The 19,699-nt window shown below is 45.6% G+C and carries 13 protein-coding genes; 5 read left to right on the top strand and 8 right to left on the bottom strand.

Annotation, left to right across the window (positions count from 1 at the left end):
- The first annotated feature begins 17 nt into the window (after nt 1-17).
- Together R7Q46_RS03670 and R7Q46_RS03665 are read left to right on the top strand one after the other, a co-directional pair.
- Nucleotides 18-1,631, top strand: a complete 1,614-nt coding sequence (locus R7Q46_RS03670) for an alpha-amylase family glycosyl hydrolase (protein WP_104980213.1) — start codon at nt 18-20, stop codon at nt 1,629-1,631.
- 331 nt (nt 1,632-1,962) lie between these two features.
- Nucleotides 1,963-3,579 carry an endonuclease gene (locus R7Q46_RS03665; RefSeq protein WP_318077293.1) on the top strand — a complete coding sequence of 539 codons (1,617 nt, stop codon included), beginning with the start codon at nt 1,963-1,965 and terminating at the stop codon, nt 3,577-3,579.
- Between the two features lie 99 nt (nt 3,580-3,678).
- Here the strand turns inward: R7Q46_RS03665 and pulA are convergent, their stop codons facing one another.
- On the bottom strand, nt 3,679-7,668 hold the full coding sequence (gene pulA / locus R7Q46_RS03660; RefSeq protein WP_318077292.1) for a pullulanase-type alpha-1,6-glucosidase: 3,990 nt from the start codon (nt 7,666-7,668) through the stop codon (nt 3,679-3,681).
- 546 nt (nt 7,669-8,214) lie between these two features.
- Between pulA and R7Q46_RS03655 the strand changes: the two genes are divergently transcribed.
- The 3 genes from R7Q46_RS03655 (at nt 8,215) to pdxY (ending at nt 10,711) form a co-directional block, all read left to right on the top strand.
- Complete coding sequence (locus R7Q46_RS03655; RefSeq protein WP_054578624.1) at nt 8,215-9,411, top strand: tetratricopeptide repeat protein; 1,197 nt, start codon at nt 8,215-8,217, stop codon at nt 9,409-9,411.
- A 140-nt stretch (nt 9,412-9,551) separates the two neighbouring features.
- Nucleotides 9,552-9,740: an AbrB/MazE/SpoVT family DNA-binding domain-containing protein gene (locus R7Q46_RS03650; RefSeq protein ID WP_017634469.1), complete on the top strand. Its 189-nt coding sequence runs from the start codon at nt 9,552-9,554 to the stop codon at nt 9,738-9,740.
- 101 nt (nt 9,741-9,841) lie between these two features.
- Nucleotides 9,842-10,711, top strand: coding sequence for a pyridoxal kinase PdxY (pdxY, locus tag R7Q46_RS03645; RefSeq protein ID WP_213871294.1), 870 nt, complete (start codon nt 9,842-9,844; stop codon nt 10,709-10,711).
- A 65-nt stretch (nt 10,712-10,776) separates the two neighbouring features.
- On the opposite strand, the gene sstT is transcribed toward pdxY, so the two are convergent.
- The 7 genes from sstT to malT all read right to left on the bottom strand — a co-directional run bounded on the left by sstT (nt 10,777) and on the right by malT (nt 19,499).
- Nucleotides 10,777-11,994 (bottom strand): serine/threonine transporter SstT, encoded by a 1,218-nt coding sequence (sstT, locus tag R7Q46_RS03640; protein ID WP_005374821.1) that lies wholly within the window; start codon nt 11,992-11,994, stop codon nt 10,777-10,779.
- A 356-nt stretch (nt 11,995-12,350) separates the two neighbouring features.
- Complete coding sequence (gene rsgA, locus R7Q46_RS03635; protein ID WP_318077291.1) at nt 12,351-13,427, bottom strand: ribosome small subunit-dependent GTPase A; 1,077 nt, start codon at nt 13,425-13,427, stop codon at nt 12,351-12,353.
- 275 nt (nt 13,428-13,702) lie between these two features.
- Nucleotides 13,703-14,011 carry a PTS transporter subunit EIIB gene (locus R7Q46_RS03630; RefSeq protein WP_005384641.1) on the bottom strand — a complete coding sequence of 103 codons (309 nt, stop codon included), beginning with the start codon at nt 14,009-14,011 and terminating at the stop codon, nt 13,703-13,705.
- Complete coding sequence (locus R7Q46_RS03625) at nt 14,001-14,615, bottom strand: SCO family protein (RefSeq protein ID WP_005384635.1); 615 nt, start codon at nt 14,613-14,615, stop codon at nt 14,001-14,003. Before R7Q46_RS03625 ends, R7Q46_RS03630 begins: the two co-directional genes overlap by 11 nt.
- 9 nt (nt 14,616-14,624) lie before the next feature.
- Nucleotides 14,625-15,050 carry a hypothetical protein gene (locus tag R7Q46_RS03620; RefSeq protein WP_025768641.1) on the bottom strand — a complete coding sequence of 142 codons (426 nt, stop codon included), beginning with the start codon at nt 15,048-15,050 and terminating at the stop codon, nt 14,625-14,627.
- 244 nt (nt 15,051-15,294) lie between these two features.
- A complete protein-coding gene (locus tag R7Q46_RS03615) occupies nt 15,295-16,212 on the bottom strand; it encodes a DUF368 domain-containing protein (protein WP_031778872.1) in 918 nt (305 codons plus the stop codon).
- A gap of 578 nt (nt 16,213-16,790) precedes the next feature.
- On the bottom strand, nt 16,791-19,499 hold the full coding sequence (gene malT, locus R7Q46_RS03610; RefSeq protein WP_005374834.1) for an HTH-type transcriptional regulator MalT: 2,709 nt from the start codon (nt 19,497-19,499) through the stop codon (nt 16,791-16,793).
- Between the last annotated feature and the right edge of the window lie 200 nt (nt 19,500-19,699).

Here is a 19,699-nt window from a genome sequence, read left to right as displayed (position 1 = left end):
AAGTTAGGGAGAATAAAATGCGTAATATCCTACGTAACCATCGCCTGTCTCGATCGTTGCTTGCGTTAAGTGTGATTGGTGCTTTATCTGCGTGTAATTCTTCTGGTGGTGGCGACACTAATAGCAGCACTCCGCTACCGGATACCAGTTATGCTTGCCAAGCCAATGTCATGGCGCAAAGTAACCAACTTCGTACTTATCAAATCATGGTAGAGAGTTTTGTGGATGGTGATGCGAGCATTGGTCACGGTACAGGTTATGGCACCAGCCATCATAACGGCGATTTGCAAGGAGTGATTGATTCACTCGATTACATCCAAGATTTAGGGATGAACGCGATTTGGTTGACGCCAGTTTTTGAATCGGAAGCGATAGCGGGCCAAGAACACTGGGCCGATCGTCTGGATGCCACGGGCTACTTTGCAACGGATTACTTCACCATTGATCCACGTTTTGGTGATTTAGAAACGGCGAGAACCTTGGTCGAGGAAGCACACAAACGCGGCTTATACGTGTTTTTTGATGGTGTATTTGGTCATCACAAAGATGGTTTGATCAAACCATCTCCTTCCGGTTTGTTGCCATCGGGATCGAGCAATCCCGTTGATTACCCGGCCAGTCTCGATTTCTACAAAGAAGTGGCAACGTATTGGATCAAAGAACTGAAGATTGACGGCTGGCGTTTAGATCAAGCCTATCAAGTTCCGACAGACGCTTGGACACAACTTCGTAAAGCCGTCGATGAAGCCTCACAAAGTGTGACGTACACCAATAGCAAAGGCGAACAAGTGAATCCGTTGGGTTACATGGTGGCAGAGATTTGGAAAGGGGAGTCTGAGATCGCGAATGAGGCGTATGGATCGAACAGCGATCCGGCACTGTGCTCTGCATTTGATTTTCCTATGCGCTATCGCCTCGTTGAAACTCTGGCCGTGAATGAGAGTGGCGTGGGTGGTCGCGGTGTGGATTGGCTAGACAACGGTTACAGCACACACAACCAATATCCAACACATGCGCAGCCGAATTTGATGATCGGCAACCATGATTTAGTGCGCTTTGGTGACTTGTTACAGCGCGGAAACTTGGCGGATGTGAATGATGTAGAATATTGGTTACGCCATAAAGCCGCGTTTGCTTTCCAAGCGGCGTACACCGGGCCAATCACGTTGTACTACGGTGATGAAATCGGGGATCAAGTGGATGGTTTTGCCGCAAAAGAAGACAACAACACCTGCGCCATTCAAGGTTTGTGTGATGATCACGTTGCGCGTAGCAGTGCAAAAATTGAAGGTGTGACGGCGACGCTTGATGCAAACCAAGCCGATCTCAAATCTTATGTGGCATCGCTGATGACAATGCGCGATGCGCATCCTGCACTTTATCAGGGGTCACGCACGAATTTAGTTGCGAGTAACGGCAGTTATGTGGACTTGAAACAATCTGGTTCGGACAAAGTCTTGTTTGCGCTAAATACCTTAGAGAGCGCTAGAAGCGTCACTCTTACTCAGGAGAGTGTTGGTACTGGTGAGTTGGTGGATTTGCTCACGAATGAAAAAATTACTCCGAGCAATGGTCAATATCAGATTCCGATGTCGCCACTACAAGGACGATTCTTTGCGGTAAAACCTTAAGGAATTATCCAGAATTGATGCTCACCAGTTGAGCTGACCACAAGCTTTCTTATAAACAAGCCAAGTGTTGTTGCTGACCCCCATAGGCGCACACTTGGCTTTTTTCTGTCTGTTTTACTTTTCCCTTAATGGTTTTACGACGATGTAGCCAACAAGTTGCTTCGCTTTTTGTATTGGCGTTTGTTTTCAGCAGGTGAATATTTGTGAGATAAGCTGCACATTAAAAAGTAAATTAACACTTGTGCAACGTAAAAATGTGACTGAAGGATTACTTATGCCCCACTAATATGTTTATCGTGTTTGGGATTTATATAACTAATGGAAAAGTATAATGAAATCCATAACGAACTCCCTCTGTCTCCTTGCTGCTGTTAGCTCTCCGTTTGCATATAGCCAAATTATCAACGGTGACTTTGAACAGTGGAATGGCAATGTACCTACGCAGTGGTCAGAGATTGACGCGGGCATTACAGTGTCGCCAAGCAGCGAGCAAATCAAATCGGGTGGTCTGGCTGCCCAGGTCGTCGTGAATACAGGTACCCAAAGCAACACCGACTTTTTGCAAACCATTAATGTGGAGCAAGGGAAAACCTATCCGTTTTCTGTCTCGGTTTATCATACCGAAGGAAATGTAAAAGCACGTCTGGTGGTTGATGGTTATCACAATTACTCGAACCCACAACAGATAAACCAGTGGCAAAAGCTCGCGCACAACTACACAGCGAGCTCGAACAAGACCATCAACGTCGGTTTGCGTTTTTACGATGAAGCCAGTTTTGATGGCTCAGAAGTTGTCTACGTCGATAATTTTCAACCGACTGAGACGAGTACACAACCTCCTGTAGAAAGTTGTAGTGATCACCAAGTGGTCTTGACTCTCACAACAGATAATTATGGTTCAGAAACTAGCTGGACGTTAAAAAACAACCAAGCCGAAGTACTGTTTTCTGGTCAGGGATATGAGTCAGCAACCACCATTGAAAAGAGTATGTGCCTAGCTGACGGTAACTACCAATTCACGATTCAAGACGAGTATGGTGACGGTATTTGTTGTGGCAGCGGCGCGGGGTCGTACACGCTGACTGAGGGAGATAAGACTCTTGCTTCTGGCGCTGAATTCTCGAAAAGTGAAACCACCGATTTTACCTTAGGTGACACAACGACGACCCCACCAGTGGTTGATGGTTACTATCAAGTGGCATCTGGTAAGACGGGATACGCTCTAAAAACAGCGTTGTTTAACATTATCAATAATCACTCCAGCCGAGGCTATTCTGCGGTCTGGGCCTTGGTAAAAGATGCCGATATTGATCGTTATTATGAAAATGATGGCTCTATTCTCGATATGTACTCTGAAAAGCCATCTGCTAGCGATACAGTAAGCTTTACCAAAGTCACAGACCAATGTGGCCAATACAAAACGGAAGGGGATTGCTACAACCGTGAGCACTCTTTTCCGAAAAGTTGGTTTGGCGGTAAGGTTGAGCCGATGAACTCAGACGGTCATCACTTGTTTGCAACCGATGGTTATGTAAACGCGAAGCGCAGTAATTGGCCATTTGGTGAAGTGGGCACCGCGACCTACGTGTCTAGTAATGGCTCTAAACTTGGCCAAGCAAGCACTAGTCTGGGCTACTCCGGTACGGTGTTTGAGCCGATTGATGAGTTTAAGGGCGACTTCGCCCGTGCTTATTTCTACATGGCGACCCGTTATGAAAATGTTGTAGGTAATTGGGAAGGTAATTCAAGCAATGCGGATGCTGTCCTTGATGGTTCAAGTTCGACGGTTTTTGAACCTTGGGTGTTAAACATGCTGAAACGTTGGCACAAAAATGATCCTGTTAGTGAAAAAGAACGAAATCGCAATCAACAAGTGTTTGATTTTCAGGGCAATCGTAATCCATTCATTGATCATCCTGAGTTTGTTGAACAGATTTGGGGAAACTAACACCTTTTTGATTTTGGTACCCACCATTTAGTGACGCCAACAAAACGAAGGGGAAGCGTGATGCTTCCCCTTTTTCATTACGGATGTTTTTAAATGAAACTAGTTTTTCGTTACCGTCACGATTGGCGCCGACTTGTCAGCCGCGTTGAAGTGGAAGTTGTAATTTCCTGCTTCTGCAATCGCAATTTTCAGGTTTGCACTACCGCCACCGACTTCCATCGTTAGCGCTTTACCAAGCTCAACACTGCCTTCGCCACCGAAGTTGGTGTCTGCTGCCCAGTCTGCGCTCGCAACTTTCATTTCGTAGTTGCCCGCCGCTAGGTCAATGTCTAGCGAATAAACGTCATTTGCAACATAGCTGAACTTCGCTGTTGAGTCTTGTGCTGGAGCATCCCATGTAGTGATAGTGCCACGTAAGTATAGTGCTGTTTCACCGAATGTTGGTGCATCTGCTGATTTGGTCACTGACACGACCGGTTTTTCTACGCTTTCATCTTGAACATGCAGCGCGTTCAGAGTGAAGTTGTACTTACCTGTTTCAGCAACAGACAGCTTACAGTTACCTTCTGAACCTAAGTCTAGTGAACCAGAAGCTATATTCGCAATATCACAACCGATGTTTGGATTTGCCCAACCAGAGTCCGCGAATTTGAACTCGTGTTCACCAGCTTCAAGAACGCCAGTTACAGAGTACATACCGTTGCCAATAAAGGTCATCGCCCAATCACTGCTATCAGACCACTCGTTCATCGTGCCTTTCACGTAAACAACGGTTTCGCCGTAAGGAGGAATGCTCGATACGTCTTTGTTATCCGTGTTTACTGGTAGGCCAGCACCTTGTGCGCCGTTTTGTGGCTGCACGAATACCGCTGTTGTCAGTGCTGGTACTGTGAACGTTTCATTGGTGAAGCTTGCACCTTTCACGATGTCATCCGCAGAGTTTTGTTGAACTTCATGTAACTCGAAACCAGTTGCGCCAGCAACTTTGAAAGACTTCTCAGTTGATGTTGAGTTCACAACGGCCACGACAGCATCGTAGTTCGAATCTAAATCGGCACCTGCTGATGTACCATCGTCGATAGACATCACAATCAAGCCTTCCACTTGGTCTTTCCCTACGTTGCGGAAGTCCACACGGTTCATCACTTCTTGCGCGGTATCTAGGCGGAACAGTTCGCTTGTGCTACGGATTTTTAGTAGCTCTAGGAATTGTTGCTTAGTCAGCTCGATGTCGGTTGAATCTGGTTTCGCCGTGCTGTCACCAACGATGGTTTTGATCAGCTCCCAGTTTGCACCGTCTTTGTCTTCACGTGGTAGACCAACGTTCCAGTTATTATCGCTTCCGTCGAAGAATACACGGTTGAACCAGTCACCAGAATCGTACGAGTCGCGCTGCATAGATTTAGAGCGCAATAGCTCAGAACCCATGTGGATGAATGGAATGCCTTGACCAAGCATCACCGTTGATAGGGACACAGACTGCATACGTGCACGCTCGGCAGATGAAGTGCCTGTCGCAATCTTGTATGCGTTGTTATCCCACAATGTTTGGTTGTCGTGCTTAGACACGTAAGAGATGTTCTCTGATGGCACTTTTGTGTAGCCTGCAGGCGCACCATTGTAATCAACGTTCTTACCCAGCTTGGTTTCGCCTTTGTAATCAAGAAGGATGTAGTCAGCCAAGTTACCAGCCATACCTAGACGAACCAGATCTTGGTTGTGTAAACGACCATTCACCGATTCTGCGTCAGTTTTGGTTTCTTCGTTAGGGTAAGCAGCATTACCAAAGCCTTGGTTAAAGCGAAGTGGGTGCTTACCTTCAGAATCTACACCGCCATCAAACGGGCTTCCGCCACGAACTGCGTCACGCAGACGATCAGAGAAAGTACCGATTTCTGTCCCCGCCATGTTGACTTGTGTCGCCTGATCGAAGCGAGCGTTTTGCGCGACTTCACCAAAGTCCCAACCTTCGCCGTAGAACAAGGTATTCGGGTCAATTTCACGGACTTTTTCAAGTGCGTAAACCATCACATCTTTCGGCTGGTGGCCCATAAGGTCAAAACGGAAACCATCGACTTTATAGTCATCCGCCCATACCATCAATGAGTCAACCATTAGTTTACCCATCATCAAGTTCTCGGTTGCGGTGTTATCACAACAGGTTGAGTTTTCGACGCCGCCAGTGTTGACGTTTAGGCGGTGGTAGTACCCAGGGACAATCTTATCCAGTACTGATTTTTCGTTCACACCAGATGCATTTGTGTGGTTGTACACGACGTCCATGACCAGTTTCAGATCCATTTTATGCGTCGCTTGAACCATTTCGCGGAACTCAAGAATACGCTTAGACCCGTTAGGATCGGTCGCATAACTGCCCTCTGGCACGGTGTAGTGGTAAGGGTCGTAACCCCAGTTGAAGCTGTCTAGCATGCGAAGATCGTTCATCAACGCTTGTGCTTTGCCCGTTGTTGGGTCGTAGCTATTTAATACCTCTTCAATCACTTTGCCGTCATCTTCGGTCTCACAAATGGAGGCTTCTGGCTTGATGCCACAAAGTTTACCCACGGTGTCGGTGATATCGACTCGCTGGTCAGCGTCTTCATCCACGGTTGCAATATCAAACGCAGGCAGGATATGTAGCGTTGTTAGGCCAGCATCTTTCAGGGCTTGTAAGTGAGATACAGACTCACGCTCAGGTTCTGTAAGCGCCAGATATTTGCCATCAAGACTTGGTGTGCCTTTGCTGTCGTTAAAGCTGAAATCACGAATGTGTGACTCGTAAAGGACGTGGTCTTCGTCTTTTTTAACCGTTGGGCGTGCGTAGTTTTTCCAATCTTGAGGCATTAAGCTTGGATCATCTAAATCAACCACTTGCGAGTATCGTGAGTTCTTAGACAAGCTCATTGAATATGGGTCTGTTACCAAACGCGTTTCAACGACGCCAGTTGTTGGGTGGTATACCTTAACTTGGTAGCGATAGTATTTGTTGACAACGTTGCTTTGTGCCTCAGAAACCCAGATACCTGTTGCTGGGTCTTCCGTCATGGCAACGGTCGCTTCTTCTGCTAAGTTTTCATCGTAGATTATCAGATCAACATCTTGGGCAGTTGGTGCCCATAGTTTGAAGGTTGCGGCACCGCCTTCCACAATCGCACCGAGTTCTTGACCGATCGCGTTACCTGCCTTGGAATCGGCAAACACCGCATCCAAAACGCCCGGTTTTTGCACTTCAGTTGCAGAAATGACGTCACCATTTGCGTTGTAAGCCACCATAACGATTTGTGACTTCAGGATCGTACGCAAGGTCGCGTCATCGACATCGATACCCGCAGCTTGAAGGCTAGCAAGGTGACGGAAACGTGATTTCAGACCATCAGACAACTCACCAGCTTTTGTCAGCTCAACCGCTGTACCGCCAGAGATTTGCTTATCTTCATCCATTTTGATGTCATTGCTAAGGCTGTAGAACAGCTTCATGGAATCCGCATTGGCCGCCGCTTCCCACGCGATGGTGTTGGCATCTAGCCAATGCGCTTTTTGACCATCAATATCAACAGGGCGCTCTTCTATTGGCTCGTAGTAAAGTTCACTGCTGCCGTGGAAGCCAAACAAACCTTTCGATTCGCCGATTTTCGTCAACTCTACTTTTGAGTTTGCGCTGCCGAACGCTTTCTCATCACCTTTGTGCAGAATGAAGTTCATGCATTCGTGTGGGTCAGAGGCATCTGGGTTCACTTTCAGTACGTAGTAAGCACCGTAGGTGTCGTTGATGCCATCGAATGGGTGTGGCGCAGACCAATCCGTTCCTGTTCCCGGAATGCCCATTGCGTCTAAATCTGTGCTGGTACAGCCCTCACCGTTCCATAGGTGCAAGCCCCAACCTTCGTAGTCGCTTGCTGTTGAAGCTGATGCTACATCACGTTTGTAATAAATGACGACTTCGTTCTCTCCCGCAGGGTACAAGCCTGAGCCAGGGTTCGTCGTATCTTCGTTCGTGCTATCACTACCACAACCGCTGATTACCGCGACGGAAATCAAAGGCAGTACGGTTTTGGCAATTGTTGATAATTTAAATGTCTTATTGTCCACGTTTACAAATCCATTGTTATTGAATTGATATTGAGCTGCGCGCTGCCTTCGCTGACTCAATCATCAAGAAGGTTTTGCACACGCTAGAAAGGCAGATGCCAAAAAAGGAAATGTTCAATTAGATGCTAATACACTGAATCATCAGCAAAATGTGAGAGCAGGCTGTTAAGTTTTTTACAGATGCAAATTTTCTGTCACAGTCGATTTTGTTCACAAATTAAATAATAAAACAGGCGCATAATGAGAGATTCTGCACATCATTAAAATGTAAATTTTTATGGGATGAGTAAGGGGGGATGATAGGGGATGAGAATGTCTCAGCCCCAAAACCGTGATTAAGTTCTATAAAAATGAGGGCTATATTTTTCTTTTAAAAATAAGTTGCAGTGATGTTGAATAAAATACCGCCATTAAGTCTTCGCAAGCTTCAGATTTTCGCTAAGTGGTCGTTATATAATGAAGGTAGTCGGCGTTACGTCGGCGCGTAATCATAAGATTTCCCTGAAAGGGAGTTGAATTGGGCCCTGAAACCAAAAGAGGCTATTTATGAGTAGTATGGGCATTGCCATTGCGGCAACTGGCCTTTCACTCGTCCTGATATTTGTGTGGATGATCTCGTTGTCGATGCGGAAACAGAGACTCGAGGCAGAGAGGAAAGCTCGCGAAGCCGCTTATCGAAAGGCGATGCATAAAGCGCGAGAGCAAGAGCGTAAAGAGCGAGAGTTCAAAGCAGAAACCGGGCATATCCCCACCATTTTATTTCTAGCGAAAGAAGCCGAAAAGGACAACATTCGTCAAGCGCTGTATTGGTATGATAAAGCCGCTAAACTGGACAATGTGACGGGGATGTACGGCATTGTTCGCTTAAGTGAACGCATGCGCGAAGATGTGATTTTAAAAGAGCAGGCAAACTTCTGGCGTACCGCAATTGCGGGAATGGAAGGGGATACCGAAGCGAAATTTTCGACGGGCAAGGCCTTGGTCTTTGGTCGAGGAACTGAAAAAAATATCCCAAAAGGTAACCAACTGATTGAAACTGCCGCCGAAGAAGGCTGCATTGATGCCATGATTTATATGGGGGAATGGCAGCTTTCACCAGACAATAGTGCAGGACGCAGTGCAGATGCGCTTTACTGGTTTATGAAAGCGGCGGAAAAAGACAGTGCGGATGGCAAAATCCAAGTCGGCTTATGTTACCTAAATGGCATTGGTACAGAAAAAAGCATGGTTAAAGGTTGCTACTGGCTGGAACGGGCCGCGGAAGGTGGCAGTGCTAAAGCGATGTATCATGCTGGCGAAGCGTGGAAGGATAAAGGTAAAACGGGTAATGCAATTGCTTACGTTTGGCTGTTTCTTGCTGCTAATATGGGCTACCAACCTGCACGTACGTTGCGTGATGAAGTGGCAACCAATATTGGTGTTGATGTTGTCGTTGGATTGCAGTCCATAGCGAAGCCGTTGCAAAGAAAGCTGGCCTCAGGAATGGTTAGAAAGCACTCTATTATTCGAGCCCTTAACAAAGTGTACAAACGCGAAGCGTATTTTCCTGCGGAAGAGGAGCTCAATGCGGTGTTGAATGACGAGAGTAAAGAAGCCTCCGAGGCTTGGGAGGAGGCATCAACACTAGATTTTCAGCCTAACATGACAACGGTAACAGCAGAAGGTCAGGCAAGCACATCGCCCAACGAAAAAAAACTTTCTAAAGAGGCGCTCGATTTCACTCAAAACTTCCTTCAACCATAACCTATCTTATCCAGAAGCCTCAAGATTGAGGCTTTTCTTTTGTCTTTAAAATGTTACGCCAAACCAAAGTCAGCTCAACGTATTTGAGGCTAGGCATCCAATGACGTGAAAACTCATTTTCGACATTTGGAGGACGAAAGATGATAAGTCAACCTGTTAAAATCGGTGACGACACCGCCGTAGTCATTCCAAGCGTAATCCTGGCTCAGCTCGGGATAAGGGAAGGAGATACCCTAGAAATCGCACTGAATAAAGACAAAATGGAAATTAAGAAGATGGTGTTGAAAACCAGCGCGCCAACTTACTCTGAAGATATTGAGGAGAATTGAGTTAGAGAATCTTGGTTTGTCGGATACACTACTGGTTTCGCAAAACTGGCGCTTGCCGCTGTCTTTGAACTATCGATAACTACAATAAGAGGTAAGGTACTATGCAAGGTATCCTCTCTATACAATCTCATGTTTCTTTTGGTCATGCTGGTAACAGCAGTGCCGTTTTCCCAATGCAACGCATGGGTTTCGAAGTATGGCCGATTCATACCGTTCAATTTTCTAACCACACGCAGTATCAAGAAGGCTGGACTGGGCGAGCGTTTGCGGCTGAAGACATCAGCGAGTTAGTTCGTGGACTTGGTAACATCGGCGCGCTGGAAAAGTGCCAAGCGGTATTGACGGGCTACCAAGGTAGCGCAGAGCAGTGCCTTGCTGTTGAAGATACCGTGACGAAAGTGAAACAAGCAAACCCGAACGCACTTTACGTTTGCGACCCTGTGATGGGCGCGCCAGACAAAGGCTGCATTGTGGCTCCGGGTATTGCTGAAAATCTTTTGACTCGTTTGATGCCAATGGCGGACGTGATCGTTCCGAACCAATTCGAGCTGAGTCAATTTGCTGAGATGGAAATCCACTCACTAGACGATGCGATCACCGCATGTCAGCGTGCGCTAGCGAAAGGTCCAAAAGTTGTGCTAGTTAAGCACCTTTACTGCCTAGAAAATGGCAGCTTTAACATGCTACTGGCTACGCAAGAAGGCATTTACCTTGCGAAGCGTCCTCAATTTGAGTTTGCTAAACAACCTGTTGGCGTGGGCGATCTTATTTCAGCTATCTTTACCGCGGGACTCTTAAAAGGCTGGTCTCCCAAGCAAGCTTTCCAACATTGTCATGACGCATGCTACGGGGTGTTAAGTGCAACGTACCATGCAGGCGAATGGGAGCTGCAAACTATTGCTGCGCAGCAAGAGTTTGTTGAGCCAAGTAAGCATTTCTCAATTGAAGAGGTGGCTTTGGTCACCGCGTAATTGAGCGCAATTAAACAAAAAAGGGGAGCCATCATCGGCTCCCCTTTCTCTTTGTTCTGTCAGTCTTACTGAGCTTTTTGCTGCTCTGATTTACAAACTGCTGCCGTAAAGACAACGTCTGTTGAGCTGTTTAGCGCAGTTTCTGCAGAGTCTTGAATCACACCGATAATGAAGCCAACCGCTACAACCTGCATTGCTACGTCGTTTGAGATACCAAACAGGCCACACGCAAGTGGGATAAGTAGTAGAGAGCCACCTGCAACACCTGATGCGCCGCATGCAGAAACCGCAGCTACAATACTTAGAAGTAGCGCAGTCAGTAGATCAACTTCGATACCCATAGTGTGCACAGCTGCAAGCGTTAGTGTTGTGATAGTGATTGCAGCACCAGCCATGTTGATGGTCGCACCTAGAGGGATAGATACTGAGTATGTATCCTCGTCCAGTTTTAGCTTCTCACATAGTGCCATGTTTACTGGAATATTCGCCGCACTTGAACGAGTGAAGAACGCAGTTACACCACTTTCACGTAGACAACGGAATACAAGTGGGTAAGGGTTTTGTTTGGTTTTAACGAACACGATCGCTGGGTTTACAACGAGTGCGATGATCATCATTGCGCCAAGAAGAACCGCCAGAAGGTGTGCGTAGCTTGCTAGTGCGCTAAAGCCCGTTGTCGCAAACGTTGAAGCAACCAAGCCAAAGATACCAAATGGTGCAAGACGAATGATAAAGCGCACAATGTGAGACACGCTGTGGCTTAGATCTTCAAATACGGCCTTCGTTGTTGCCGATGCGTGGTGTAGTGCAAGACCCAGACCCACACCCCAAGCAAGAATGCCGATGTAGTTTGCTTCTACTAGTGCATTTACTGGGTTGTCGACCAGTTTAAACAACAATGTGCGTAGAATTTCAGCAATACCTTGAGGAGGCGTTGCACCTTCAGCGCCGGTGACAAGCGTTAAATTGGTCGGGAAAAGGAAGCTTAGAACCACTGCTGATAGCGCCGCGAAGAATGTACCCATCAGGTACAGTACAACGATTGGGCGCATGTAAGTGTGTTGGTTTTTCTTTTGGTTTGCAATTGAAGCGGCAACCAAAATAAACACAAGAATTGGCGCGATCGCTTTAAGCGCACCGACAAAAAGGCTACCAATTAATCCCGCGCTTTCGGCATGGCTTGGAGAAATTGTCGCGAGCAAAATACCAAAGACGATACCGACAAGGATCTGGACGACGAGGTTACCACGAGCATATCGGGCAACGAGGCTGTTGTGTTGCATACATCATTCCTGCAATTTTATGCCAGAGTGGCAGGGCAATAGTCCATCATTACACGGCGATAATGCCCTTATATTGCAAGGGGTGAGCATTGCTTCTGGTCACTAAGACACATGATTATCAATTATCCTGTTTTTATAAATTCAGCCATTTTCTTGCTGAATATCACATATCTTAGCTTGGTAATATTTTGTGTCTAGTTTTAGTTTGTTTTTGGATTAAATGTTTGCTCAATGTTATTTAAATAAGATTTTTATGTTGAAAATTATCATTAGTTATGAGTAATGGTTTTTAATAAAGTTGTTAAAAAGGAGACTTTCGTCTCCTTTGATTTTATTGACAACTCAAACGCAACAAATTAATAACTTTGTTGGCGCCTGCGCTTATCATTCATGGCATTGCGAGCAAGTTTACCGAATTGTCGACTTTGTGCTCGTTGCTCTGCCAAAGTCGCACCGTTAAAGGCTTGTTCTCGCAATAGTTTTTGATAGTTATTGAAACGACGAACTTCCAGTTTGCCATTTTCAATCGCAGTTTGAACTGCGCAGCCTGGCTCAGTTTGGTGCTTACAATTGCCAAAGCGACAACGCTGAGCGAGCGCCTCAATGTCAGAAAATGCCTCACTGACCCCCGATTCACAATCTGCTAGTTGAAGCTCGCGCATTCCCGGAGTATCAATCAAGATGCCGCCATCAGGTAATAGATGGATAGAGCGCGATGTAGTTGTATGTCGCCCTTTGCTATCGTCTTCACGAATATGCCCAGTTGCCTGTTCTTGTTGCCCGAGTAATGCATTAACAAGAGTTGATTTGCCAACGCCTGAAGAACCGATAAAAGCGAGGGTTTGTCCTTCTTTGCACCAGGTCATGAGTTTAGAAGCACTCTCTATTTCTAAGCCGTTGACTGTCTCTATAGCTAATAGAGGGTCGAGCTTCTGTACTTGGCTTTTTAGTTCATCAGTATTGTCATACAAATCGGCTTTGGAAAGCACGATGACGGGTTCGACTTCGGCTTCATGAGCCAAGGCAAGATAGCGTTCAATACGACTTAAATTGAAGTCGTCGTTAAGGGAACAGACGATAAACACTGTATCCACATTGGCTGCGATAAGTTGCTCTACCACTTTGCTGCCAGCGGCTTTGCGGCTAAAGAGGCTCAAGCGATCCAGTAAGCGAACAAATTGCTGATCTTCATTTAAGATTACCCAGTCTCCGACGGTCATATTGGGTAAAGAATGGTGGGCATTAAGATGAACTTGCCCAGTTTCTGTTGCCAATAAATAACCACTTCGGTGATGCGCAATTACACGAGCAAAGATAGTGTTGTCGTAATCGTCTAATGTCAGTTGTTGCTGAAAAAATGGTTTCCAACCCAATTGTTTTAGAGGGTTTGAAGTTGAAACTAATGTGTCACAAAAAGTATGTGTTTGATTCATTATTGAATTATCCCAGACGCAACAAAGCGCCTTAATACAAATCGCATTAGGGTCTAATTCGGATAGAGTTGACCCCGGTGAAGACCGGGCAGAGAAGGGGAGTTGTGGCTATGCCACAGAGTTGGTGCTGTTAGGGTTACCCTTGCGATGCCCAGTTAGTGTTATTCAATACAATCATCTTGTGTCCTCTTCGTTGGTTAATAAATAAGTGAGTTAATTAAGCCAAAAGAGTATAGCCGCCCTTTTTTAAAGAGGGTAGCTATACTGCAAAAATATTAACTTTGTTTTGTGATGCGCTCTTCCATAATCTGCGAATACGTGTTGGCTTTTAAGCCGTATATTATTTGGACATGACGATCATCCAATATCACGACGCCATGCGCGCCATGATTCTTGAGTGCGTTCTTATCGATGACGGACGTCGCTCTGAGGGTAAGACGCAGCCGAGTCGCACATGCACCAGTTTCTAGCAGGTTCTCTATGCCCCCAATGGCGTCAATGATCGTATCGACGTCTTGTTCGACATTGGGGTTGGTATGAGTTAGGAAATTGAAAAATTGCTTCAGCACTGACTTAACCGTCATTTGAAGAGTCTTCGGTCGTTAGTTTTGAAATGGCTTCAACAATCGGTGCCGGCGAGAGCGTATGCGGTACTTTAGTGATTAACGTGCCATCCGGCTTCAAGAAGTAAAAGTAAGAGCTATGATCCAGCGTGTACTTTAGTTCCGAGCCTTCCAATTCTGTCTTGCGGAAAATGACACCATAGTTGTGTGCCAAAGGTGTTGTTACATCAAGTGGTGCCGATAGGCCTTCAATCATTGGATGGAAGTAATGGGCATATTTTGCTGATGCATCGGCCTCATCACGCTCTGGGTCTAAAGAAATGAACATCGGGCGTAGTTGTGCTTTTTGCGCGTCGTCAATTTGATTCAGTGCTCCTGCCAGCATTGCAAGAGAAGTTGGGCAAACGTCTGGGCAGCGAGTAAAGCCAAAATAGACGACTCGGATGCGAGGGTCATTCACATCGAAGATATTGACGGCTTGGTTATTTTCCCCAAACAATACCGTTTGTTGAGAGGTGGAACTGTCCACTTGCTCTGGCTTCGTTTTCTGATTATCTAAATAGCTCTTTACGCCAAACCCGAGTGCGAAAGCAGCTACGAGAAATAGGGACCAATTGTGGCTCATAACGATTCCTTATCTTTGCATTTTTATAGCAGGGTAAACGGTATTCTCTCCATCACTGAGTTCACCAACCCAAGTCATTGCATCCTCCGTGCAAACCGGGAGAATGATGTCACCTTGATATTGGCCAGGAGCGATTTGCTTCAGCAAAAACTTAGGCTCACCCATCTCCATTTCTCTTCCTGAAAGACTTAGGATGAGTTGCTTAGCATCGCTTGTATGCCACTCAACATTTAGAGTGGTAGGAACCAAGGGTTGAGCAGTTTCTGAGTTTAGCGTCATCGTAACATTTTCTTGGACGCAAGAGGTTGTAGAGAGAAAGCAGTATTCATCTATTGACTTGCTTTGAGTGGAAGAAGAAAAGCTTTTTATTAGAGTCGGGGCATAAAATCCCGCAACTAATGCGGCTGAAACAGCGGCGATTTGTAACAGTTTCATTAAGGTTCAGCATTTATCACTTAACATTACGAGCATCGTAGCACAGATGCGCCGCTCGCCAACTCGTGACCTCGGTAAATTGTGCGTTATACCTCGGTGACCAGCTTCTTAGTAACGCGACGAACTTTATTGCATCAAATACAGCAGAGTTTTCAATTGAGATGTTTTTGCCCTTAGCCAATAGATAAAAACGGAGCCAATTGGCTCCGTTTTTATTTGGTTCAGTATGTGTTTGATACCAAAGTTATTTATCTGAATCTGCGAATTTCTCTAGACCCAAAACTAGAGCAATGGCTGCAAGCATCATTACGACAGCAAGTACTAACTGAGAAGGTTGTGATGTCACGTGTTCAAATTCAAATGGTGATAGGTTGTGCTGTAGCAATGGCACTTGCTCGCCCTTCGAATTGGTGCGCCAAGTGATGGTTTCTTTCCATGGCCAAATCTTTGGCAACGTACCAATCATTAATCCAGTCAAAAACATCAGGGTGAAATCACGGAACTTGCGTAGTAACCACGACAATAAGTGAGAGAAGGACAGTAAACCGATCACGCAGCCAGACAAAAATAGCGCTAATGTATCGACTTGAAAACCTTTCACTGCGGCTAATACAGGAGCATACATGCCAATCAGCAGCAAAATAAAACTGCCAGAGATACCCGGCAAGATCATCGCACAAATCGCGATAGCTCCAGCGAATAAGGTGTTAATGGCCGTTGGTTCCATGTGTAAAGGTTTGAGCACAGTAATACTATAAGCAAACCCGACACCAACGAGCAGAATGACAAAGCGGACAAGATCGCGTTGCTCAACCTGACGAATAATGTGATACACAGAGACCAAAATCAGACCAAAGAAAAATGACCAAAGTGGGATCGGGTGTGTGTCAAGAAGCCAAGTAATCAACTTTGCTAGCGTTGCAATACTGGTGAAAATGCCGGCAAACAGAGCGATAAGGAAGAATCCGTTGATGTGATTAAACGCGGCTTTAACCCCTTCTTTTCGCCAGATAGAGAAAAGTGAGGGGTTAATGCGTCGAATGCTTTCAAGCAGCGTATCGTAAATACCAGTGATAAACGCGATGGTGCCGCCAGATACACCAGGTACAACATCTGCTGCACCCATGGCGATTCCCTTGAAGAAAGTAATTAAGTAGTTCATTGCTCTAATGCTAAGTCGTTTCGATGGCAGAGAGTATACAAACATTGCGATGAAAAAAGTATGAAATAGTGCTGTAACTACTTGGTTTTATATCCAATCTATTGCCTATCTTTATTACCCGCCAAGAGACAATGCCGCCGTAACGAGCTTTTAATGCTTGGTTTACATTTTTGAGATGATTAACTCTACTATCAATTATCAATCTTGGTTGCATTATGCAATTGCAATTTGCATTACCAAATTGCATTTTGATAATTTGCGCGTGAATAAATCCAGCTTATATGAGATCTTGTGCCCAAAAATAAGTCTTTGCATTTTGGCATGATTAATGCATAATACTGATCGACCCTTCTTAAGCCGAGGGTCACCTAGCCAACTGACGTTGTTAGTGAATACAATTTGTTCACACTAAATATAAGCCAATCGCGATTATTGCGGTTGGCTATTTTTTTATATGAACAACGTTACTTACGTGCTTTGCAAATTGCACTTCTCTTTCTGTCAGTCATAAAAAAGGGCTGACGTGTTACGTCAACCCTTGTGTTTTACTTTACGTTTTAACCCGTTTATCTAGCAGTTCAGTATCCCATTAACTGTAGCAAATTTTCAGCTGTCACAATGGCTTCTTTACGATTAGCAATATTAAGCTTTTGGTACAGGTTGCGAATGTGGGTTTTAATTGTCGTACCTGCCACATCCAGCTCTTGTGCGATTTGCTCGTTACTAAAGCCTGAATAAATCAGCCCCAGAACCTGCCATTCGCGTTGTGTTAATGGGCTGGTACGTACTAGCTCTGGCACATTAGGGTGATTCACCAACTTTTCAATAAAGTCTTCATCAAAGTGAATTGACCGGCTACGTTGATTCGATGAAATGTCCTTCATTAACTGTTGAGCACGGTGACGCTCAAGATCGCCCAGTTCATGGCGGAGGCTCAACTTCTCCAGCAGACCGCCAATGGTTGCACCATCAATCAGGAAGTTTCCGACCATGCCAGTTTGGTTCGTCATTACTAATGCTTCTTTTAACAGTGCCTTGGCTTGCTCCTCATCTTTTTGGCGAGCAGAAAGGACCGCTTCAACCACTAAGTTGCGATTAGTATCTGTGATTAGGTTAGTGCGACGAGCTTCACCTTGGAGAAAATCTAACGCAGCACGAGCGTCGGTATATTGGCCTAAGTTAATGTGGGCACGAGCAATGTTACGCCATTGCAATTGAGAAAAGTGGTTGCATGCCGATTCAGGACGAACCGCAGTGTTGAGCCATTCTTGCATTGCATCGGTATTCCCGCGCGCTTGCCAAAATAGAATCAACGATAGTGAAGCGTTTGCAGTCCAATCTACGTGGTAAGTCGACTGTTTCATCAAGTGTTGGATGTGCTCAATGAATTTACCGGCTTTGTCTAATTCACCGCGTCCAATCGCAATACGCGCCAACATCGAATAGCTATGTAAGTGCTTGCTTGGTGAATGGTTTTCGAGAATTTGCAGACCTTTGTACGCGCATTCTTCCGCTTCATCAAGTCGGTTCCAGCACCAAAGTACTTGCGCGCGAATACGCAGCAAAAATTCATGAAGAGGAACATGCTGAAGCTGCTGATCTTCAATCAGACGGAATGCGGAATCTTGTAGTTCAAAGGCAGCTTGCACGTAACCTTGTGCAATTAAAATCTCGCTTTGCTGCAATATTGCCCATAACGCTTGGTGATATACCTGATACTGACGAGCTAGCTTTTCAGTTTGTTGCATCATCGGCAAAGCACGGTCTAGTTTACCTAGCACGTGGTTAACTTCACCAACAACCGAAGTCGCCACAATTCGGCTACGGTAAATAGTGTTATCAAGTTGGCTAAGCGCTAGCTCCGCTAATTCGAGAGCTTTTTCTGGTTGGTTACTGTTGATAGCCACTTGAGCAAGCAACGCGTTTGCTTGACCTTGATAATGAATATCTAACGCAATGTTACGCTTTTTGTGTTCCTCTTCCGCTTCTTCAAGCAGGTGGCCCACTTGGTTATAACGATGCTGACTTTGAGCCAACCATGCTCGGAGCATCGTAAGTTTTGGGTGGCTGAACAACAGATCATCGTCCAACTTGTTAATTGAGCTTTCCAGTGTGCTGAGTTCGCCTTGGTTAAACATCTTCCAGCCGAATTCGTTTAGGATCTCTACCACTAAGTCCTTATCATTCGATTTTTGTGCATGATGAATCGCTTGGTGTGGTGCTTTTTGTTGTAACCAAGCGATAGCAGCATTGCGGTGGAGATCTTTTTCTTGCTGAGGAATACGAGCTTGGCGCTCATGAGATAAAAACTCGCCAAATAAGTTATGGAACCGGAACCAGTTCTGTTCCCCTTCGAGCGGGTAAATGAATAAGCCGTAACGGTTAAGCGATTCAATCATTCCCAGTGCATCTTCGCGTTGGGTAAGGGCAAACACTAACTCATCATTGAAGTGGTCAAGCACGGATACTTGCATTAAAAAGTGACGAGTTTCGTGATCGAGTAAGTCAAACACTTCTTCGACCAAGTAATCCCACAAGTGCGCGTGATTGAACTGCGATACCGACTCTACAGTTTGTGCCAATGTGCGGTTTTGATGTTGGGCTTGTAATGCGATCAACTGCATCGCCGATGGCCAACCTTCAACATAAGTTCTTAGGCTGTTCGCCATGTCTTCATCGATACCATCGGCGATACGCTGGTTAAAGAAGCGAGTGGTTTCTTCGGTATCAAACGCCAACATCTCGTTGCCGATTTCGATCATTAAATCACGAACACGTAAGTTTGCAGTGCCCAGAGGCGGCGCTGCACGACTGGTTACCACAACGGTGAGGTTGTCTGGCATGTGCTTTAAGAAGAAACGCATGGATTCATGGATTTCATCATTCGTGATTAAATGGTAGTCATCAAGCACCACGTAGCACTCTTGATGAAAGTCAGCCATTTCAGCGAATACTTCGCTAAATAGGGAGCGTAAAGACGAGATCTGACGTTTTTCCGCCAGTTTTTGTGCGTTAGCGCAACTGAAGTTGGTGGCTTTGTTTAATGCTTGAAGCAGATAGTTTACAAAGCGAAAGCCGTCGTTATCGCTGTCATCAATGCTGTACCAACCGACGTTTGGCTTATCGGATAGCCACTGCGCTGCCATTGTTGTTTTTCCGTAACCTGCTGGGGATCGGAATAAAACCAATTTGTAGTAAGGCGCTTGCTGTAGTAAGTCCAACACTCGTGGGCGCACGATGGCATTGTGCAGGCGTCCTGGTCGAGTAAGCTTAGATGGAATCCACATTAGTAGTTATGTCCTTATTTATGTATACCCAAATGACTGCAACGTGATCATTCTAGTAAAGCCCCCTTGAAAGCCGTCTTACTGAATGATGTCATCAGCATCAAAAACACTGTTTGAATACCGGATAATGTCGCTACTATTGGGGCTTGCGTCCGTCTGAAAAACCATTCCATACGGTCACTTAGATATAAAAGCTAGCG

It is taken from the genome of Vibrio sp. 811 (assembly GCF_033339195.1).
This window is presented reverse-complemented; position numbering and strand designations above follow the sequence as displayed.

Excerpts from the sequence above, each read along its gene's own strand:
- R7Q46_RS03670 (WP_104980213.1), top strand. The coding sequence starts at position 18 with ATGCGTAATATCCTACGTAACCATCGCCTGTCTCGATCGTTGCTTGCG.
- R7Q46_RS03665 (WP_318077293.1), top strand. The coding sequence starts at position 1,963 with ATGAAATCCATAACGAACTCCCTCTGTCTCCTTGCTGCTGTTAGCTCT.
- R7Q46_RS03655 (WP_054578624.1), top strand. The coding sequence starts at position 8,215 with ATGAGTAGTATGGGCATTGCCATTGCGGCAACTGGCCTTTCACTCGTC.
- R7Q46_RS03650 (WP_017634469.1), top strand. The coding sequence starts at position 9,552 with ATGATAAGTCAACCTGTTAAAATCGGTGACGACACCGCCGTAGTCATT.
- pdxY (WP_213871294.1), top strand. The coding sequence starts at position 9,842 with ATGCAAGGTATCCTCTCTATACAATCTCATGTTTCTTTTGGTCATGCT.
- sstT (WP_005374821.1), bottom strand. The coding sequence starts at position 11,994 with ATGCAACACAACAGCCTCGTTGCCCGATATGCTCGTGGTAACCTCGTC.
- rsgA (WP_318077291.1), bottom strand. The coding sequence starts at position 13,427 with ATGAATCAAACACATACTTTTTGTGACACATTAGTTTCAACTTCAAAC.
- R7Q46_RS03630 (WP_005384641.1), bottom strand. The coding sequence starts at position 14,011 with ATGACGGTTAAGTCAGTGCTGAAGCAATTTTTCAATTTCCTAACTCAT.
- R7Q46_RS03625 (WP_005384635.1), bottom strand. The coding sequence starts at position 14,615 with ATGAGCCACAATTGGTCCCTATTTCTCGTAGCTGCTTTCGCACTCGGG.
- R7Q46_RS03620 (WP_025768641.1), bottom strand. The coding sequence starts at position 15,050 with ATGAAACTGTTACAAATCGCCGCTGTTTCAGCCGCATTAGTTGCGGGA.
- R7Q46_RS03615 (WP_031778872.1), bottom strand. The coding sequence starts at position 16,212 with ATGAACTACTTAATTACTTTCTTCAAGGGAATCGCCATGGGTGCAGCA.
- malT (WP_005374834.1), bottom strand. The coding sequence starts at position 19,499 with ATGTGGATTCCATCTAAGCTTACTCGACCAGGACGCCTGCACAATGCC.